General features: G+C 73.4%; 12 protein-coding genes. 7 read left to right on the plus strand and 5 right to left on the minus strand.

Translation table 11 applies throughout. The features are described 5' to 3' along the window. Nucleotides 1-30: 30 nt before the first annotated feature. The 7 genes from O7623_RS27950 (at nt 31) to O7623_RS27980 (ending at nt 7,672) form a co-directional block, all read left to right on the plus strand. Nucleotides 31-1,284, plus strand: a complete 1,254-nt coding sequence (locus O7623_RS27950) for an O-antigen ligase family protein (protein WP_282229616.1) — start codon at nt 31-33, stop codon at nt 1,282-1,284. Beyond that, nucleotides 1,281-2,849: a lipopolysaccharide biosynthesis protein gene (locus O7623_RS27955; RefSeq protein ID WP_282225922.1), complete on the plus strand. Its 1,569-nt coding sequence runs from the start codon at nt 1,281-1,283 to the stop codon at nt 2,847-2,849. Before O7623_RS27950 ends, O7623_RS27955 begins: the two co-directional genes overlap by 4 nt. Before the next feature lie 7 nt (nt 2,850-2,856). Then, nucleotides 2,857-3,759: a sulfotransferase domain-containing protein gene (locus O7623_RS27960; RefSeq protein WP_282225923.1), complete on the plus strand. Its 903-nt coding sequence runs from the start codon at nt 2,857-2,859 to the stop codon at nt 3,757-3,759. Continuing rightward, a complete protein-coding gene (locus O7623_RS27965; protein WP_282225924.1) occupies nt 3,756-5,111 on the plus strand; it encodes a hypothetical protein in 1,356 nt (451 codons plus the stop codon). The genes O7623_RS27960 and O7623_RS27965 overlap by 4 nt, the downstream gene beginning before the upstream one ends. A 365-nt stretch (nt 5,112-5,476) precedes the next feature. After that, nucleotides 5,477-5,959 (plus strand): UDP-N-acetylglucosamine--LPS N-acetylglucosamine transferase, encoded by a 483-nt coding sequence (locus O7623_RS27970; RefSeq protein WP_282225925.1) that lies wholly within the window; start codon nt 5,477-5,479, stop codon nt 5,957-5,959. An 88-nt stretch (nt 5,960-6,047) separates the two neighbouring features. Next, nucleotides 6,048-6,659 (plus strand): glycosyltransferase, encoded by a 612-nt coding sequence (locus tag O7623_RS27975; RefSeq protein ID WP_282229617.1) that lies wholly within the window; start codon nt 6,048-6,050, stop codon nt 6,657-6,659. After that, nucleotides 6,656-7,672 (plus strand): glycosyltransferase family A protein, encoded by a 1,017-nt coding sequence (locus O7623_RS27980; RefSeq protein ID WP_282225926.1) that lies wholly within the window; start codon nt 6,656-6,658, stop codon nt 7,670-7,672. Before O7623_RS27975 ends, O7623_RS27980 begins: the two co-directional genes overlap by 4 nt. 125 nt (nt 7,673-7,797) lie before the next feature. Here the strand turns inward: O7623_RS27980 and hutH are convergent, their stop codons facing one another. From hutH to O7623_RS28005, 5 genes are all read right to left on the minus strand, one after another. Beyond that, nucleotides 7,798-9,339, minus strand: coding sequence for a histidine ammonia-lyase (gene hutH, locus O7623_RS27985; RefSeq protein ID WP_282225927.1), 1,542 nt, complete (start codon nt 9,337-9,339; stop codon nt 7,798-7,800). Then, nucleotides 9,327-10,508, minus strand: coding sequence for an imidazolonepropionase (hutI, locus tag O7623_RS27990; RefSeq protein ID WP_282225928.1), 1,182 nt, complete (start codon nt 10,506-10,508; stop codon nt 9,327-9,329). Before hutI ends, hutH begins: the two co-directional genes overlap by 13 nt. Then, the gene (locus O7623_RS27995; RefSeq protein WP_282225929.1) at nt 10,505-11,827 is read right to left on the minus strand and encodes a formimidoylglutamate deiminase; all 1,323 of its coding nucleotides are present in this window, start codon (nt 11,825-11,827) and stop codon (nt 10,505-10,507) included. Before O7623_RS27995 ends, hutI begins: the two co-directional genes overlap by 4 nt. A 103-nt stretch (nt 11,828-11,930) precedes the next feature. Beyond that, the gene (locus tag O7623_RS28000) at nt 11,931-13,184 is read right to left on the minus strand and encodes an allantoate amidohydrolase (RefSeq protein ID WP_282225930.1); all 1,254 of its coding nucleotides are present in this window, start codon (nt 13,182-13,184) and stop codon (nt 11,931-11,933) included. Then, complete coding sequence (locus O7623_RS28005; RefSeq protein ID WP_282225931.1) at nt 13,181-14,893, minus strand: urocanate hydratase; 1,713 nt, start codon at nt 14,891-14,893, stop codon at nt 13,181-13,183. Before O7623_RS28005 ends, O7623_RS28000 begins: the two co-directional genes overlap by 4 nt. Nucleotides 14,894-14,907 lie beyond the last annotated feature (14 nt).

Below are 14,907 nucleotides of genomic sequence, written 5' to 3' on the forward strand. Positions count from 1 at the left end.
ACGGCGCTGCCGATCTGGCCGCTGTGGCTGATGTTCGGTCTGGTCCCGCTCTGGTGGATCAGTGGACTGTTCTACTTCGGTTGGCCGCTGTTCGGCATCCTGCTGCTGCTGATCATGATCATCCGGGGGCGGATCCCGCTGCCGGTCGGCAGCGGGATCTGGCTGGCCTTCCTCGCTCTGGTGGTGGCCAGCGCCACCCAGCTGCCCGGCCTGTCCAGCCTGCTGACGTTCGGTCTTCGGCTGGCCTTCTACCTCACCGCGCTGATCGTCTGCTGCTACGTGTACAGCGTCGCCCGGGAACGGGATGCGCTCACCGTGGTGCTGGGTCCGCTGTGCGCCTTCTTCGTCGCGCTGGTCGTCCTCGGCTGGTTCGGGGTGCTGGTGCCCCGGTTCTCGATGGCCACACCCTTCGAGTTGCTGCTGCCCGGTGGGCTGGCCGGCAATCCCTTCATCCGGGACATGGTGCACGCCGAGGTGACCGAGTACAGCGCCCGGTCGCTGAACCCGATCTACCGGCCGTCGGCGCCGTTCGCGTACACCAACACGTTCGGCAGCACCTACGCGATCACTCTGCCGGCGGTGGTGGCCTGCCTGCTGCTCGGCGTACGCGGACCGGCCCGCACCGTACTGCTGGTCGCGCTGCCGATGTCGTTGCCGCCGGCGTTCCTGACTCTCAACCGGGGGATGTTCCTCAGTCTCGGCGTCGGGCTGGCGGTCCTCGGGGTGCGGGCCGCGATCCGGGGCAACCTGCGGGTGCTGGCCTCGATGCTGGGTGTCCTGGTGATCGGCGGGCTGGCGACCTTGTTCATCCCGATCGGTGAGCTGATCGACCAGCGGGTCAGCTCCAGCAACACCAACGTCGACCGGATGTCGCTCTACCTGGAGGTGCTGCGCTGGGTGCAGCGTTCCCCGCTGCTGGGGTTCGGCACGCCGGTGCAGGTGGACACCGTGTCCGCCGACGCGCCCCTGGGCACCCAGGGGCAGGTGTGGACGGTGCTGTTCAGCCACGGCATCCCGGCGCTGATCTGCTTCGTCGGCTGGTTCGTGCTGGTCGCCGCCGCCTGCTGGCGGGCGAGCTCGGCGGCGGCGCAGTGGCTGTCGGTGGTGCCGCTGATCGCGCTGGTCCAGCTGCCCTTCTACGGACTGGTCAACCAGAACCTGACTGCGGTGTTCTTCGTGGCGGCGGTGGCCCTGGTCGCCGTCGAACGGGAAAGACGGGGCGTCACGCTCACCGCGCCGCTGCTGCCGGCCGCACCCCGACCGGTGCTCGGCGGTGTCCGATGACCGGCGCGACGGACGCGACCGCGCAGCCGGCGGCCGGCACCGACTCGGCTGACCCGCCGCGGCCCGGGACCGGCCCGGCGGATCGGTCGGAGACCCGGCGCAGCGCCCGCAGCGGCGTCATCGGCCTGGCCGGGGCCGCCGTCAGCGGCCTGTTCGGGTTCGTCCTGGCCGTCGTCGTCACCCGGGGGTACGGCCCGGCCGGCGCGGGCGTGTTCTTCGCCGCCGTCGGCCTGCTGACCGTCGTCACCGCGATCTGCACCCTGGGTGCCGAGACGGGCCTGCTGTGGTCGCTGCCCCGCCGACGGACCGGCCCGGCCGGTGACGCCGCCCGGGTGCTACCGGTGGCCGTACTGCCGCCGCTGCTGTGTGCGCTCGGACTGGCCGCCGTCGGGCTGGTGGCCGCGCCGTGGCTGGCCGAGACGCTGTTCGACGGGACCACCACGGACGGCGTACGGCTGGTGCGGCTGTGCGCGGTCGGGTTGCCGGTCCTGGTCGCCGCCGGATTGGGGCTGGCCGCCGTCCGAGGGGTGCGGTCGATCGGTCCGTACGTCGCGGTGCAGTTCTTCCTGCTGCCGATCGGTCGGCCGGTGCTGGTCGGCGCGGCCGCCTTCGCTGGCGCCTCGGTGCTGTTCGGCCTCGCCGGCTGGCTGGTGCCGGCCCTGGCGGCGGTGGGAGCCTGCGGTGTTCTGATCGCCGGGCCGCTCGGTGCCGGCCGTGGCGCGCGGTGGCGGCCACAGCGGGCGGACTGGACCGGCTTCTGGCGGTTCGCGCTGCCCCGCGCCGGTTCTGCGGCGATCGACGCCGGCAGCATGTGGACCGGGGTGCTGCTGGCGGTGGTGCTGGCCGGGCCGGTCGAGGCCGGCATCTTCGGCGCGGTGGGTCGGTACGTCCTGGCCGGGCAACTCGCGTTGCAGGGCCTGCGGGTGGCGGTCGCACCGCAGCTGTCCCGGCTGCTGGGGCAGGACCGTCCGGTGGAGGCGGCGGCGGTGCACCGACAGACCACCACCTGGGCGATCACCCTGTCCTGGCCGGTGTACCTGCTGTTGGCGGTCTTCGCGCCGGGTTTCCTGGCGATCTTCGGCCCCGAGTTCGCCGCCGGCGCCACCGCGATGACCGTACTGGCGGTGGCGATGCTGGTGAACATCGCGGTCGGCAACGTACAGACCCTGCTGCTGATGAGCGGGCGCAGCGGCCTGCACCTGGTGGCGGCGTCGGCGAACCTGGCGACGACGGTGGCGCTGGCGTTGTTGCTGGCCCCCCGGCACGGCGTGCTCGGGGTGGCGATCGCCTGGGCGGCCGGAATCGTGGTGGAGAACCTGATCGCGGTCACCGCCGCCCGGGTCGTGGTCGGCCATCCGCTGGTGGACCGGTCGGTGCTGTTGGCCGCCGGGGCGGTGCTGGCCGGGGTCGGTACGGCCAGCACGGCCGGGGTGCTGACCGCCGGCCGGGGCGTACCGGGCCTCGGCGTCGCGCTGGGGCTGACCGCCCTGGCGGTGCTCATGGGGCTGGCGCTGCCCGGGGTACGGCGCCGGGTGTGGCGCAGTGTCAGACAGAGAGGTGGGTGAGTCAGCCATGGCGTCCATCAGGGACCGGATCAAGAAGGCCGTGCCGGCCCAGGTGACCGACCGGGTACGCGAGTCGCTGGTGCACTACGGGGTGCGCACGAGCGGCCGTCGCCCGCTGCCGGACTTCCTGATCATCGGCACCAAGCGGGGCGGCACCACGTCGCTGTGGAACTACCTGATCCAGCATCCGCTGGTGCCTCGGCTCTTTCCGGCCTGGAACACCAAGGCCACGCACTACTTCGAGGAGCACTGGTCCCGGGGGGAGGCGTGGTACCGGTCGCATTTCCCCACCCAGCGGCAGCGCGACGCGCTGGCCGCCCGCCACGGCGGGCCGGTACGGGCCGGCGAGGCGGCGCCGCTGTACATGTTCCACCCGACGGCCGCGCACCGGGTGCAGGCATTGCTGCCGCAGGTACGGCTGATCGTGCTGCTGCGGGATCCGGTCGAGCGGGCGTACTCGCACTGGAAGGAACGGCGCACCGAGGGCAAGGAGCCGCTGGACTTCGCGCAGGCCCTGGCGAGTGAGGCGGAGCGCACCGCCGGGGAGCGGGAGCGGCTGGTCGCCGACCCGAACTACTTCTCCGAGCCGTACGACTGGTACACCTACCGGGCCCGGGGCCGCTACCTGGAGCATCTCGACCCGTGGCTGGAGCGGTTCGACCGGTCCCAGTTTCTCTTCCTGACCAGCGAGGAGTTCTACGGCGACACCCGCGGTGCCTACCTGCGGACGCTGGAGTTCCTCGGTCTGCCGCAGCACGAGCTGCCGACCTTCAAGGTCTACAACGACCGCCGCTCGGCACCGATGGACGAGCAGCTGCGGGCCGAGTTGACCGACTACTACCGGCCGCACAACGAGGCGCTCGCGCAGCGGCTGGGGCTGCGGCTGGACTGGGCCGGGTCGGACCGGTGAGCGTGGGTGTCGACCCGCGGGGGCGTGACGACGGACTCGGCTGGGTGTCGCGGGCGGTCTTCCCGGACGAACGGCTGCGGTTGGCGTTGACCGACGGCCCGCGGCGGTCGGTGTCGGCCGGCGAAGGGCGGCTGCTGGCCCGGTACGCGGTGGTGCCGTCGGCGGCGGCCGCCCGGTTCCTGTTGCCGCTGGGTCCGCGCCGGGTCACCGCCGCGTCGGTCTGGGCGTACAACGCGCTACGTCCGGTGCCGGTACGGCTGCCCCGGGCGCTGCTCGGCCTGGCCGCCCGGGTGGGGGCGCTGGGGGCGACGCGACCGGGGACGTTGACCGTGTCGGCGCCGGCCGACGGCGTACCGGAGGAGGATCTGACGCTGGTCGACCACGTGTCGGCCCGCCTCGGCGGCGGTCGATGGTACGCGGCGATCGGGGTCCGGCCGCCGGATCCGAACCACAAGCCGACGGTGCAGTTGTTCGACGCCGCCGGCCGCCCGCGTGGCTACGCCAAGATCGGGTGGAACGGCGCGACCCGGGATCTGGTCCGGGCCGAGGCAGCGGCGTTGACGCTGGCCGCGTCGGCGAGTGCGGTGGGCGACCATCCGTTGGTGCCGGGGGTGCTGCTGGCGGGTGACTGGTCCGGGCAGGCGGTCACCGTGGTCGAGCCGTTGCCGGCCCGGGTACGTGGTGTCGGTGCCGGTGACGCGCCCCGGGTGGCGGCGACGTCGGCGATCGCCCGGCGGGGTGGGCTGCCGACGGCACCGCGCCCGCTGGCGGGTTCGGCGTTTCTCGACCGGCTGCGCCGGCTGGCCGCCGCTGCCGCCGGGACGGGTGCCGTTGCGGACGCCGGGCCGCTCGGGACGGCCGGGCCGGTGCGGTCCACCGATCCGCCGGAGTTCGTCGCGTCGGCGATGGACCTGCCGGCCGGTCGGCGGGCGGTGGCGGCGGTGCAGCGGTTGGCCGAGTGCTTCGGCGGTGTGTCCGTCGAGTTCGGTCACTGGCACGGCGACTGGGTACCGTGGAATCTCGGCGAGCATGCCGGACAGCTGGTGGCCTGGGACTGGGAGCACAGTGGCCCCGACGTACCGCTCGGTTTCGACCTGGCGCACGACGCGTTCCAGCGATCGTTGGTGCTGCGCGGTGAGTCGGCGGCAGCCGCGGCGGCCGCAGTGGATCATCGATTGGGCCTGGTTGCGGCGGAGTTGGCTGTGGAGCCTACCCAGCGTCGGATGATCGTCCAGAGTTATCTGATTGAGATGTGGTTGCGGACCTGGCGGTTGGCGGTGGGCGGGGCCGGCTGGAATCCTGCCCTGCACCCGCATCTGCTCGACGAGATCGAGCGACGCAGCGTTGACTGACGGAGGTGCGCGGGCTTCCTGAAAGATGGGATGGGCATGTCTGATCGATGACCGACCAGGGGTCGTGGACCGGACTGCCTGTCCAGCAGGGATCGATACCGTTGCTGGTGCCCCACTAATCCCACTGGGGCGATAGAAATTGTTTCACGTCTGGGGTGTGCGGAAAGTGACATCGGTGCCGCTGGATCGCGGAAGTCGCGACGGCACGGCGGTGTCGTGACGGGTCGATGCCCGAGGGTAGTCGCAGGTCAGGTGGTCCATGGTGGTCGCGGTAAGCGATGATCGCCAATTTTCTTTCCTGGCGGGGTCTTATATATTGGCTATCCAAACAGCGGTTGGCCGGCTAGTGAACTCTGGGGGCGCATGTGGCCAACAATGTGGACGGCGTCGACGCGGAGCCCACTGTCCTGCTCGTCGGTTCCAGTGGTGGACACCTCGCGCAGCTGCTCGCCCTCGAACCCTGGTACGGCGACCGTCGACGGTGCTGGGTGACCTTCGACACGCCGGACGCCACGTCGCTGCTGCGCGGCGAGGATGTCCTGTGGGCCCACCATCCCACCACACGCAACCTTCGCAACCTGGTGCGCAATACCTGGCTGGCGGTACGGATCTTCCGGCAGCGCAGCATCGCGGCGGTGGTGACCACCGGGGCCGGCGTCGCTGTTCCCTTCGTGGTTCTCGCCTGGCTGCGTCGGGTGCCGGCCGTCTACATCGAGGTGTACGACCGGATCGACACCCCGACCCTCACTGCGCGACTGTGTCGGCCATTCCTCTCCGCGATGCTCGTGCAGTGGGAGGAGCAGCGGCGACAGTACCCGGAGGCCACGGTCGTCGGCAACCTGTTGTGAGCGCATATATTCGTACATGCCAATGACATATTGGCGAAACAAAACAAGTGGCAGTTAGTTCAGGGAGTTGGTCGTGGTGGAATCCGCCCTGTCAAGATCCGGAGCTGTGCACGCGACCGTCCGGATTCCCCGGCAGCGCAGCGCGCCGCGTACCGGCACCGTCCTGGTCGCGGTCGGGACCGACCGGCACCGGTTCGACCGGCTGATCGGCTGGCTGGAGGAGTGGTACCCGGCCGCCGCCGACCGGCCCGAGCTGATCGTGCAGTACGGGCACAGCCGCACCCCGGCGCTCGCCGGTGCCACCGCCTTTCTCGACCACGACGCGCTGCAGCGGGCCATGGCCCAGGCCAGCCTGGTGGTCTGCCACGGCGGGCCGGCGACCATCCTCGAAGCACGACGGCACCGGCACCTGCCGATCGTGGTGCCCCGCGATCCCACGCTGGGCGAGCACGTCGACGACCACCAGATCCTGTTTGCCCGACGACTGGCCGCCGCCGGGCTGGTCCGGCTCTGCGAGTCACCGGCGGAGCTGGCAGCCACCCTGGACACCGGGCTGCGCGAGCCGGCGGGTTTCCGCATCGGCGCGGAGCCCGGCTCCGACGCGGCCCGACTGGCGGCCGTCGCCCGGGTCGGCGAGATCATCGAAGGGCTGATCTCGTCGGCGCACCCGCGACGCACCCTCGCCCGGCGGGCCCGATGACCGCCGTCGACCCGGTGGTAGCCGGGTCCGCCGTCGACCCGGTAGCAGCCGCCGGGTCCGCCGTCGAACTGCCGGCTACCGGCGAACTGCCGGGTACCGACCCGGTGCCGACGGTCAGCGTGGTGGTGCCCACCCGGGACCGTCCGGAGCTGCTGCGCGACACCGTCGACGCGATCCGTGGGCAGGACTACCCGGGAACCGTCGAGATCGTCGTGGTCTACGACCAGTCCCACCCGGACCCGCAGCTGGCCGACGACGACCCCCGCCGGCCGGTCCGGGTGGTCGTCAACGACCGGTCCGCCGGCCTGGCCGGTGCCCGTAACTGCGGCATCCTCGTCGCCAGCGGCGAGCTGATCGCCTTCTGTGACGACGACGACCGTTGGCTGCCGGGCAAGCTCACCGCCCAGGTGGCCGAGCTCGGTCGGCATCCGGACGCCGAGTTTGTCAGCTGTGGCATCACGGTCAGCTACGACGGTGCCACCACCGACCGGGTGCTCGACCGCGACACGGTGCCGCTCGACGCGCTGCTACGCGACCGGATGACCGAGCTGCACCCGTCCACCTTCCTGATCCGCCGGTCAGCCCTGGTCGACGGCTTCGGTCTGGTGGACGAGGAGATCCCCGGCAGCTACGCCGAGGACTACGAGTTCCTGCTGCGGGCCGCCCGCAGCGCCCCACTGCGCAACCTGCGCACGCCGTACGTGCTGGTCCGCTGGCACAAACGGTCCTACTTCGCGCAACGCTGGGACACCATCTCCACGGCGCTGCAGTGGCTGCTGGAACGCTACCCGGAATTCGCCACCCAACCGGCCGGTGAGGCCCGGGTGGCCGGGCAGATCGCCTTCGCCCAGGCCGCTGCCGGGCATCGGCGCGACGCGCTGCGCTGGGCTCGGCACACCTTGGCCCGCAACCCGAAGGAGCCCCGCGCCTACCTGGCGCTCGCCGTCGCCAGCCGGGCCGTCCGCCCGGACACCGTACTGCGCAGCCTGCACCGGCGCGGCCGGGGGATCTGACCCGAGCGGGACATCACCGCCGGTGGGCGCATGGGCCCGGCGGTGGTGGCCCGGCCCGTGGTGGCCTGTGCATGGCCCGGCCCGTGGTGGCCTGTGCATGGCCCGACCGGCGGTGGCGGTGACCCTCAGTGCAGTGGGCCGACCTCGGCCTCGATCGCCGTACGCAACTCCCGGCCGGCCACCACACTCCGGACGGACTCCAGCACCGGGGCCAGGAAGACGTCCGGCCCGGGCTCACCGGCGAGCTTGCCGACGATCTCGACCGCCGCCTGCCCGGCCGGTGACGGCCGCAGCGGGGCACGCAACTGCAGGCCGCGTACGGCGGCCAGCAACTCCACAGCGAGCAGGCTGGTCAGGTTGTCCAGCACGGTACGCAGCTTGACGGCGGCGGCCCAGCCCATCGACACGTGGTCCTCCTGCATGCCGGAGGTGGGCACCGAGTCCACCGAGGCCGGAGAGGCCAGCCGTCGGTTCTCGGCGACGATGCCGGCGGCGGTGTACTGGGCGATCATCAGCCCCGAGTTGACCCCGGCGTCCGGGGACAGGAACGCCGGCAGGTCCCGGGACCGGTTGACGTCCAGTAGCCGGTCCACCCGGCGTTCGCTGATCGCGCCGACCTCGGCGGCGGCGATGGCGAGGAAGTCGGCGGCGAAGCCCAACGGCGCGCCGTGGAAGTTGCCGGTCGACTCGACCCGGCCGTCGGGGAGCACCACCGGGTTGTCCACCACCGACCCCAGCTCCCGGCCGGCCACCATCGCGGCGAACGTGAGCGTGTCCCGGGCGGCGCCGGCGACCTGTGGTGCGCAGCGCATCGAGTAGGCGTCCTGCACCGCGTGCATCAGGTCGTCGCGGTGCGAGTCCATCACCGCCGAGCGTTGCAGCAGCCGGTGGATGTTGCCGGCCGACACCGCCTGACCGGGATGCGGCCGGATGGTGTGCAGTTCGGCCTGGAACGGCCGGTCCGAGCCGAGCATCGCCTCGATCGCCAACGCCGCCGTCACGTCCGCCATGGTGAACAGGTGCCGGGCGTCGTCGATGGCCAGCAGCAGCATGCCGAGCATGCCGTCGGTGCCGTTGATCAGCGCCAGCCCTTCCTTGGCGGCCAACTCGACCGGGTTCAGCCCGGCCCGGCGCAGCGCCGCCCCGCCGTCGATCCGCTCCCCGGTGCCCGGATCCCGGGCCCAGCCCTCGCCGAGGAGCACCATCGCGCAGTGCGCCAGTGGTGCCAGGTCGCCGGAGGCGCCGAGCGAACCGTGCCGGGGCACCCAGGGCGTCACCCGGTGGTTGAGCAGATCCAGCAGCGCCTGCGCCAGCAGCGGGCGTACCCCGGAGCGGCCCATCGCCAGCGACCGGACCCGCAGCACCAGCATGGCCCGGACCACCTCGTCGGGCATCGGGTCGCCGATCCCCGCCGCGTGCGAGCGGATCAGCGCGTGCTGCAACTCCGACCGTCGGTCCGGGGCGACGAAGCTGCTGGCCAGCGCCCCGAACCCGGTGGAGACGCCGTACACGGGTCGGCCGTCGCGTTCGATCGACTCGACGATGTCGCGGCTGCGGGTCATCGCCGCGAGCGCCGCCGGGTGCAGCTGCGCCCGTACGCCGTCGCGGGCCACCGCCCGTACCTGCTCGGGAGTCATCCCGGTCGGTTCGATGATCACAGTGGGCATACGGGCTCCCCGTCGTGCAGGACCTGGCTGATCAGTGGCACCCCCGGCCGGTAGGCCAGGTGCAGATAGGACGGCGCGTCGAGCAGCAGCAGGTCGGCGCGGGCACCGGGCCGCAGCACCCCGACGTCGGTGCGGCGCAGCGCTCGCGCGCCGCCGCCGGTCGCCGCCCAGACCGCCTCCGCCGGGGTCATCGCCATCTCCCGGACCGCCAGCGCGACACAGAACGGCATCGACGTGGTGTACGACGACCCCGGGTTGCAGTCGCTGGCCAACGCGACCGTCACCCCGGCGTCGAGCAGCCGGCGGGCATCCGGGTACGGCGACCGGGTGGCGAACTCCGCCCCCGGCAGCAGCGTCGCCACCGTCGACGAGCCGGCCAGCGCCGCCACGTCCGCGTCGGACAGGTGGGTGCAGTGGTCGGCGCTGGCCGCCCCCAGCTCCACCGCCACCGCCACCCCCGGTCCGGGCCCGAGCTGGTTGGCGTGCACCCGCAGCCCCAGGCCGGCCGCCGCACCGGCGGCGAGCACCGCGCGGGCCTGGTCGCCGTCGAACGCGCCACGTTCGCAGAACACGTCCACCCACCGGGCGTACGGTGCGGCGGCCGCGAGCATCGGACCGGTGACCAGGTCCACGTAGGCGTCCGGACGGTCGGCGTACTCGGCCGGCACCACATGGGCGCCGAGGAACGTCGTCTCCGTACTGAACTCCGCCGCCACCCGCAACGACCGGGCCTCGTCGGTGACGTTGAGCCCGTACCCACTCTTGATCTCGATCGTGGTGCTGCCCTGGCGCAGCGCTTCGCGGCGCAGTCGCCCGGCGGTGGCGCGCAGCGTTGCGTCGTCGGCGGCGCGGGTCGCCGTGACCGTGGTCCGGATGCCGCCGCCGTCGTAGCGGACCCCGGCCATCCGGGCGGCGAACTCGCCCGCCCGGTCCCCGGCGAAGACCAGGTGGGTGTGGCTGTCCACGAAGCCGGGCAGCCCGGCCCGGCCCTGCGCGTCGAGCCGCCGGTCGGCGGCCGGGGCCTGCGCCGCGTGCCCCACCCAGGCGATCCGGCCGCCGTCGACCAGCACCGCCGCGTCGGTCAGCAGCCCCAGCGGGCCGCCGTCGTGCGCCGGATCGTTGGTGACCAGCTCCCCGATACCGGTCACCAGCAGCGTGCCCGTCGTCATCCGGTCGTCACCGCCCGGATCGCGGCGGCCAGTTCGGCCGGTACGTCGAGGTGCAGGTGCCGGCCGTCGGCGACCACCGGTCGGCCGTCGACGACCACGTCGGTGACGTCGGCGGCGGTCGCCGCGAAGACCAGCCCGGCCGGGTCGATCCCGGCGGTCCGCACACTGTCGCACCGGACGGTGACCAGGTCGGCGCGGGCCCCGACCGCGATCCGCCCGGCATCGGCCCAGCCCAACGCCCGGTGCCCGACCTCGCCCGCCGTGGCCAGCAGCTGCGCGGGGGAGAAGTGGCCCCGCCGGCCGGTACGCAGCCGCTCGTGCGCCTCCACCGCCCGCGCCTCCTCGAACAGGTCGATCACCGCGTGACTGTCACTGCCCACGCTCAACGCGACCCCGGCGGCCGACAGCGGCCCGGCCGGGCCGATCCCGTCGGCCAGGTCCCGTTCGGTCGTCGGGCAGAGACAGACACCGGTGCCCGACCCGCCGAGCAACGCCACGTCGGCGTCGGTCAGGTGGGTGGCGTGCACCGCCGTCGTGTCCGGTCCGAGCACCCCGGCATCGGCCAGCAGCTTCGTCGGGGTCCGGCCGTACCGGACCAGACAGGCCGCGTTCTCCGCCGGCTGCTCCGACAGGTGTACGTGCAGCGGGGCCCGCCGCTGCGCCGCCCAGTCCGCGACGACCGGCAGTTCGGCGGCCGGCACCGCCCGTACCGAGTGGACCGCCGCCGCCGCTCGGACGTGCGCGCCGGTCGGCCGCCAGCTGCCAAACCGGTCGGCCCACGCCGTCGCATCGGCGTCGCCGAAGCGCCGCTGCACCCCGGCCAGCGGGGCACCGTCCACCCCGGCCGTCAGGTAACAGGTGTCCAGCAGGGTGATCCGCACCCCGGCGTCGGCGGCCGCCTGCGCCAGCGCGTCGGCCATCACGTTCGGGTCGGTGTACCGCCGGCCCTGCGGGTCGTGGTGCAGGTAGTGGAACTCGCCGACGCAGGTCACCCCGGCGAGCGCCAGCTCGGCGTACACGGCGCGGGCCAACACCAGGTAGGTGTCCGGGTCGAGCCGGCCGGCGACCGCGTACATCCGGTCCCGCCAGGTCCAGAAGCTGCCCCGGTCGTCGTGGGTGCGCCCGCGCAACGCCCGGTGGAAGGCGTGCGAGTGGGCGTTGGCCAGGCCGGGCAGGGTCACCCCGGCCAGCCTCGGCACGCCCGGCGGGGCCGGCTGTCCTGCCGTGACCGCAGTGAACCGGCCCGCCTCGGCTTCGATCAGCACCCCGGCGACCGGAGCCGGCCCGTCCAGCCACGCGTACTCGGCGTACCACCTCATCCGACGCACCCCGTCGTCCGCCGAGGCTCGGTGGTCCGCCGTGGCCCGTTCATCGGGCGCGGCCCGTTCATCGGGCGCGGCCCGTTCATCGGGCGCGGCCCGTTCATCGGGCGGCCAGTTCGGCCAGCGCGGCCGCCAGGGCCCGGACCCCGGCGGCGCAGTCGTCGTCGGTGGCGTGCTCGGCCGGGGCGTGTGACACCCCGGTCGGATTCCGTACGAAGATCATCGCCGTCGGCACGTGTCCGGCGAGGACACCGGCGTCGTGCCCGGCGGCGGTCGGCAGGACCGGCACCGGGCCGGGTCCGGCCGCCTCGATCGCCGTACGGATCCGGCCGGTCAGGGTCGACGCGAACGCCACCGCCGGACTGTCCGACTCGCCGACGACGGTGACCGTGGTGCCGTCGGCGGCGGCCCGCGTCGCCGCGTCGGCGGCCACCGCGTCGACCAGCGCGGCCAGCGTGGACCCGTCAGCCGCCCGCGCGTCCAGCCAGGCGCGGACCCGCGCCGGGATCGCGTTGGTGGCGTTCGGCCGGACCTCGACCCGGCCGACGGTGGCGTGCCCGCCGAGCCGCCGGGCCTGCGCGTCGGCGGCGAGCACCGTGTGCGCGCAGGTCAGCATCGGGTTGCGGCGGTCGGCCATCCGGGTGGTGCCGGCGTGGTCGCCGACCCCGGTGAACTCCAGCCGCCACCGCCCGTGCGGCCAGATCATGCTCGCCACCCCGACCGGCGCGGCCAGGTCCACCAGCGCCCGACCCTGCTCGACGTGCAACTCGACGAAGGCCCCGATCCGGGTCAGCCGCGCCGGATCCGGGCCGACCGCCGCCGGGTCGGCACCGGCCGTGCGCATCGCCTCGGCCAAGGTCACCCCGTCGGCGTCGGCCAGGGCCAGCGCCCGCTCCGGCGACACCGCACCGGTCAGCAGCCGCGACCCGAGGCAGGCCAGGCCGAACCGGGACCCCTCCTCCTCGACGAACGCGGCGACGGTGACCGGCCGGGCCGGCACGACACCCTGCTCCCGCAGGATGTCGACGGCGAGCAGCGCCGACACGATGCCGAGCGGGCCGTCGTAGCCGCCGCCGTACGGCACCGAGTCGAAATGGCTGCCGGTGACGACCGCCGGGGCGGTCGGGTCCACCCCCGGCGGCACCCAGTCGCCCCACAGGTTGCCGTTGCCGTCGGCCCGCACCGCCAGCCCTCGACCGGTCGCCTGCGCGACGAACCACCGCCGGCAGGCCAGCTCGGCCGGCGACCAGGCGTACCGCAGGTAACCGCCGGTGGCCGGATCGCGGCCGATGCCAGCCAGCTCCGCCCACGTCGCCCGGAACCGTGCGACCAGCGGATCGCCGTCGACGCTCATCGACGCCTCATCGGCACCGGCAGGTCCTGCGCGTCGGCTACCCGGCCGGCCAGCTGGTATCCGGCGTCGACGTGGCGCAGCACTCCGGTCGCCGGATCGTTGTGCAACACCCGTTCGATCTTCTGCCCCGCCAGCGCCGACCCGTCGGCGACGCAGACCTGACCGGCGTGCAGCGACCGGCCGATGCCGACCCCGCCGCCGTGGTGGATGCTCACCCAGGACGCGCCGCTGGCCGTGTTGACCAGGGCGTTGAGCAGTGGCCAGTCGGCGATCGCGTCCGAGCCGTCGGCCATCGCCTCGGTCTCCCGGTACGGCGACGCCACTGATCCGCAGTCCAGATGGTCCCGGCCGATCACCACCGGGGCGGCCAGGTCACCGCTGGCGACCATCTCGTTGAACCGCACCCCGGCGAGTTCCCGTTCGCCGTACCCGAGCCAGCAGATCCGGGCCGGCAGCCCTTGGAAGGCGACCCGCTCCCCGGCCAGCCGGATCCAGCGGGCCAGCGCCTCGTTGTCGCCGAACAGGTCGAGGACCGCCCGGTCGGTGGCGGCGATGTCGGCCGGGTCGCCCGACAGGGCCGCCCACCGGAACGGCCCCTTGCCGGCGCAGAACAGCGGCCGGATGTACGCCGGCACGAAACCGGGAAAGTCGAAGGCCCGGTCGAAGCCGCCGAGCCGGGCCTCGTCGCGGATCGAGTTGCCGTAGTCGAAGACCTCCGCGCCGGCGTCGGCGAAGCCGACCATCGCCGCCACATGCCGGGCCATCGACTCCCGCGCCCGCTCGGTGTACTCCTGCGGTGCCCGTCGGGCGTACTCGGCCGCGTCGGCCAGGTCGACACCTTCCGGCAGGTAGCTCAGCGGGTCGTGGGCGCTGGTCTGGTCGGTGACGATGTCGATTGCCACCCCGGCGGCGAGCAGCTGCGGGAAGACCGTCGCCGCGTTGCCGACCACCCCGACCGACAGCGCCCGCCGGTCCCGGCGGGCCGCCTGCGTCAGGGCGACCGCCTCGTCCAGCGTGTCGGCGACGGTGTCCAGGTAACCGGTGGCGACCCGGCGGGCGAGCCGCTGCGGGTCGACGTCGACGATCAGACACACCCCGCTGTTCATGGTGACCGCGAGCGGTTGCGCACCGCCCATCCCGCCGCAGCCGGCGGTCAGGGTCAGCGTGCCGGCCAGCGACGCGGTGCCGACCCGGTCGATCCAGCCCGGCGGTGCGGTCGGGTCGGCCGGCGCGTTGCCGGTGCCCGCCGCCAACTTCGCGGCGACCGCCGCGAACGTCTCGTAGGTGCCCTGCAGGATGCCCTGGGTGCCGATGTAGATCCAGGAGCCGGCGGTCATCTGCCCGTACATGGTCAGCCCGAGCTGCTCCAGCCGGCGGAACTCCGGCCAGGTGGCCCAGTCACCGACCAGGTTGGAGTTGGCCAGCAGCACCCGGGGTGCCCACTCGTGGGTGCGCAGCACCCCGACCGGCCGGCCGGACTGGACCAGCAGCGTCTCGTCGTCGGCCAGCTCGGTCAACGTACGGACCAGGGCGTGGTAGGACGGCCAGTCGCGGGCCGCCCGCCCGGTGCCGCCGTAGACCACCAGGTCGTCGGGGCGTTCGGCGACGTCCGGGTCGAGGTTGTTCATCAGCATTCGCAGCGCGGCCTCCTGCGGCCACCCCTTGGCGGTACGGGTGGTGCCACGCGCCGCGCGGATCAGCTCAGCCATGTCGCGATCCCCTT

Source organism: Solwaraspora sp. WMMD791, from assembly GCF_029581195.1.
Lineage (GTDB): Bacteria > Actinomycetota > Actinomycetes > Mycobacteriales > Micromonosporaceae > Micromonospora_E.

Excerpts from the sequence above, each read along its gene's own strand:
- O7623_RS28000 (WP_282225930.1), bottom strand. The coding sequence starts at position 13,184 with ATGAGCGTCGACGGCGATCCGCTGGTCGCACGGTTCCGGGCGACGTGG.
- O7623_RS27955 (WP_282225922.1), top strand. The coding sequence starts at position 1,281 with ATGACCGGCGCGACGGACGCGACCGCGCAGCCGGCGGCCGGCACCGAC.
- O7623_RS27980 (WP_282225926.1), top strand. The coding sequence starts at position 6,656 with ATGACCGCCGTCGACCCGGTGGTAGCCGGGTCCGCCGTCGACCCGGTA.
- hutH (WP_282225927.1), bottom strand. The coding sequence starts at position 9,339 with ATGCCCACTGTGATCATCGAACCGACCGGGATGACTCCCGAGCAGGTA.
- O7623_RS27960 (WP_282225923.1), top strand. The coding sequence starts at position 2,857 with ATGGCGTCCATCAGGGACCGGATCAAGAAGGCCGTGCCGGCCCAGGTG.
- O7623_RS27950 (WP_282229616.1), top strand. The coding sequence starts at position 31 with ATGTTCGGTCTGGTCCCGCTCTGGTGGATCAGTGGACTGTTCTACTTC.
- O7623_RS27995 (WP_282225929.1), bottom strand. The coding sequence starts at position 11,827 with ATGAGGTGGTACGCCGAGTACGCGTGGCTGGACGGGCCGGCTCCGGTC.
- O7623_RS28005 (WP_282225931.1), bottom strand. The coding sequence starts at position 14,893 with ATGGCTGAGCTGATCCGCGCGGCGCGTGGCACCACCCGTACCGCCAAG.
- hutI (WP_282225928.1), bottom strand. The coding sequence starts at position 10,508 with ATGACGACGGGCACGCTGCTGGTGACCGGTATCGGGGAGCTGGTCACC.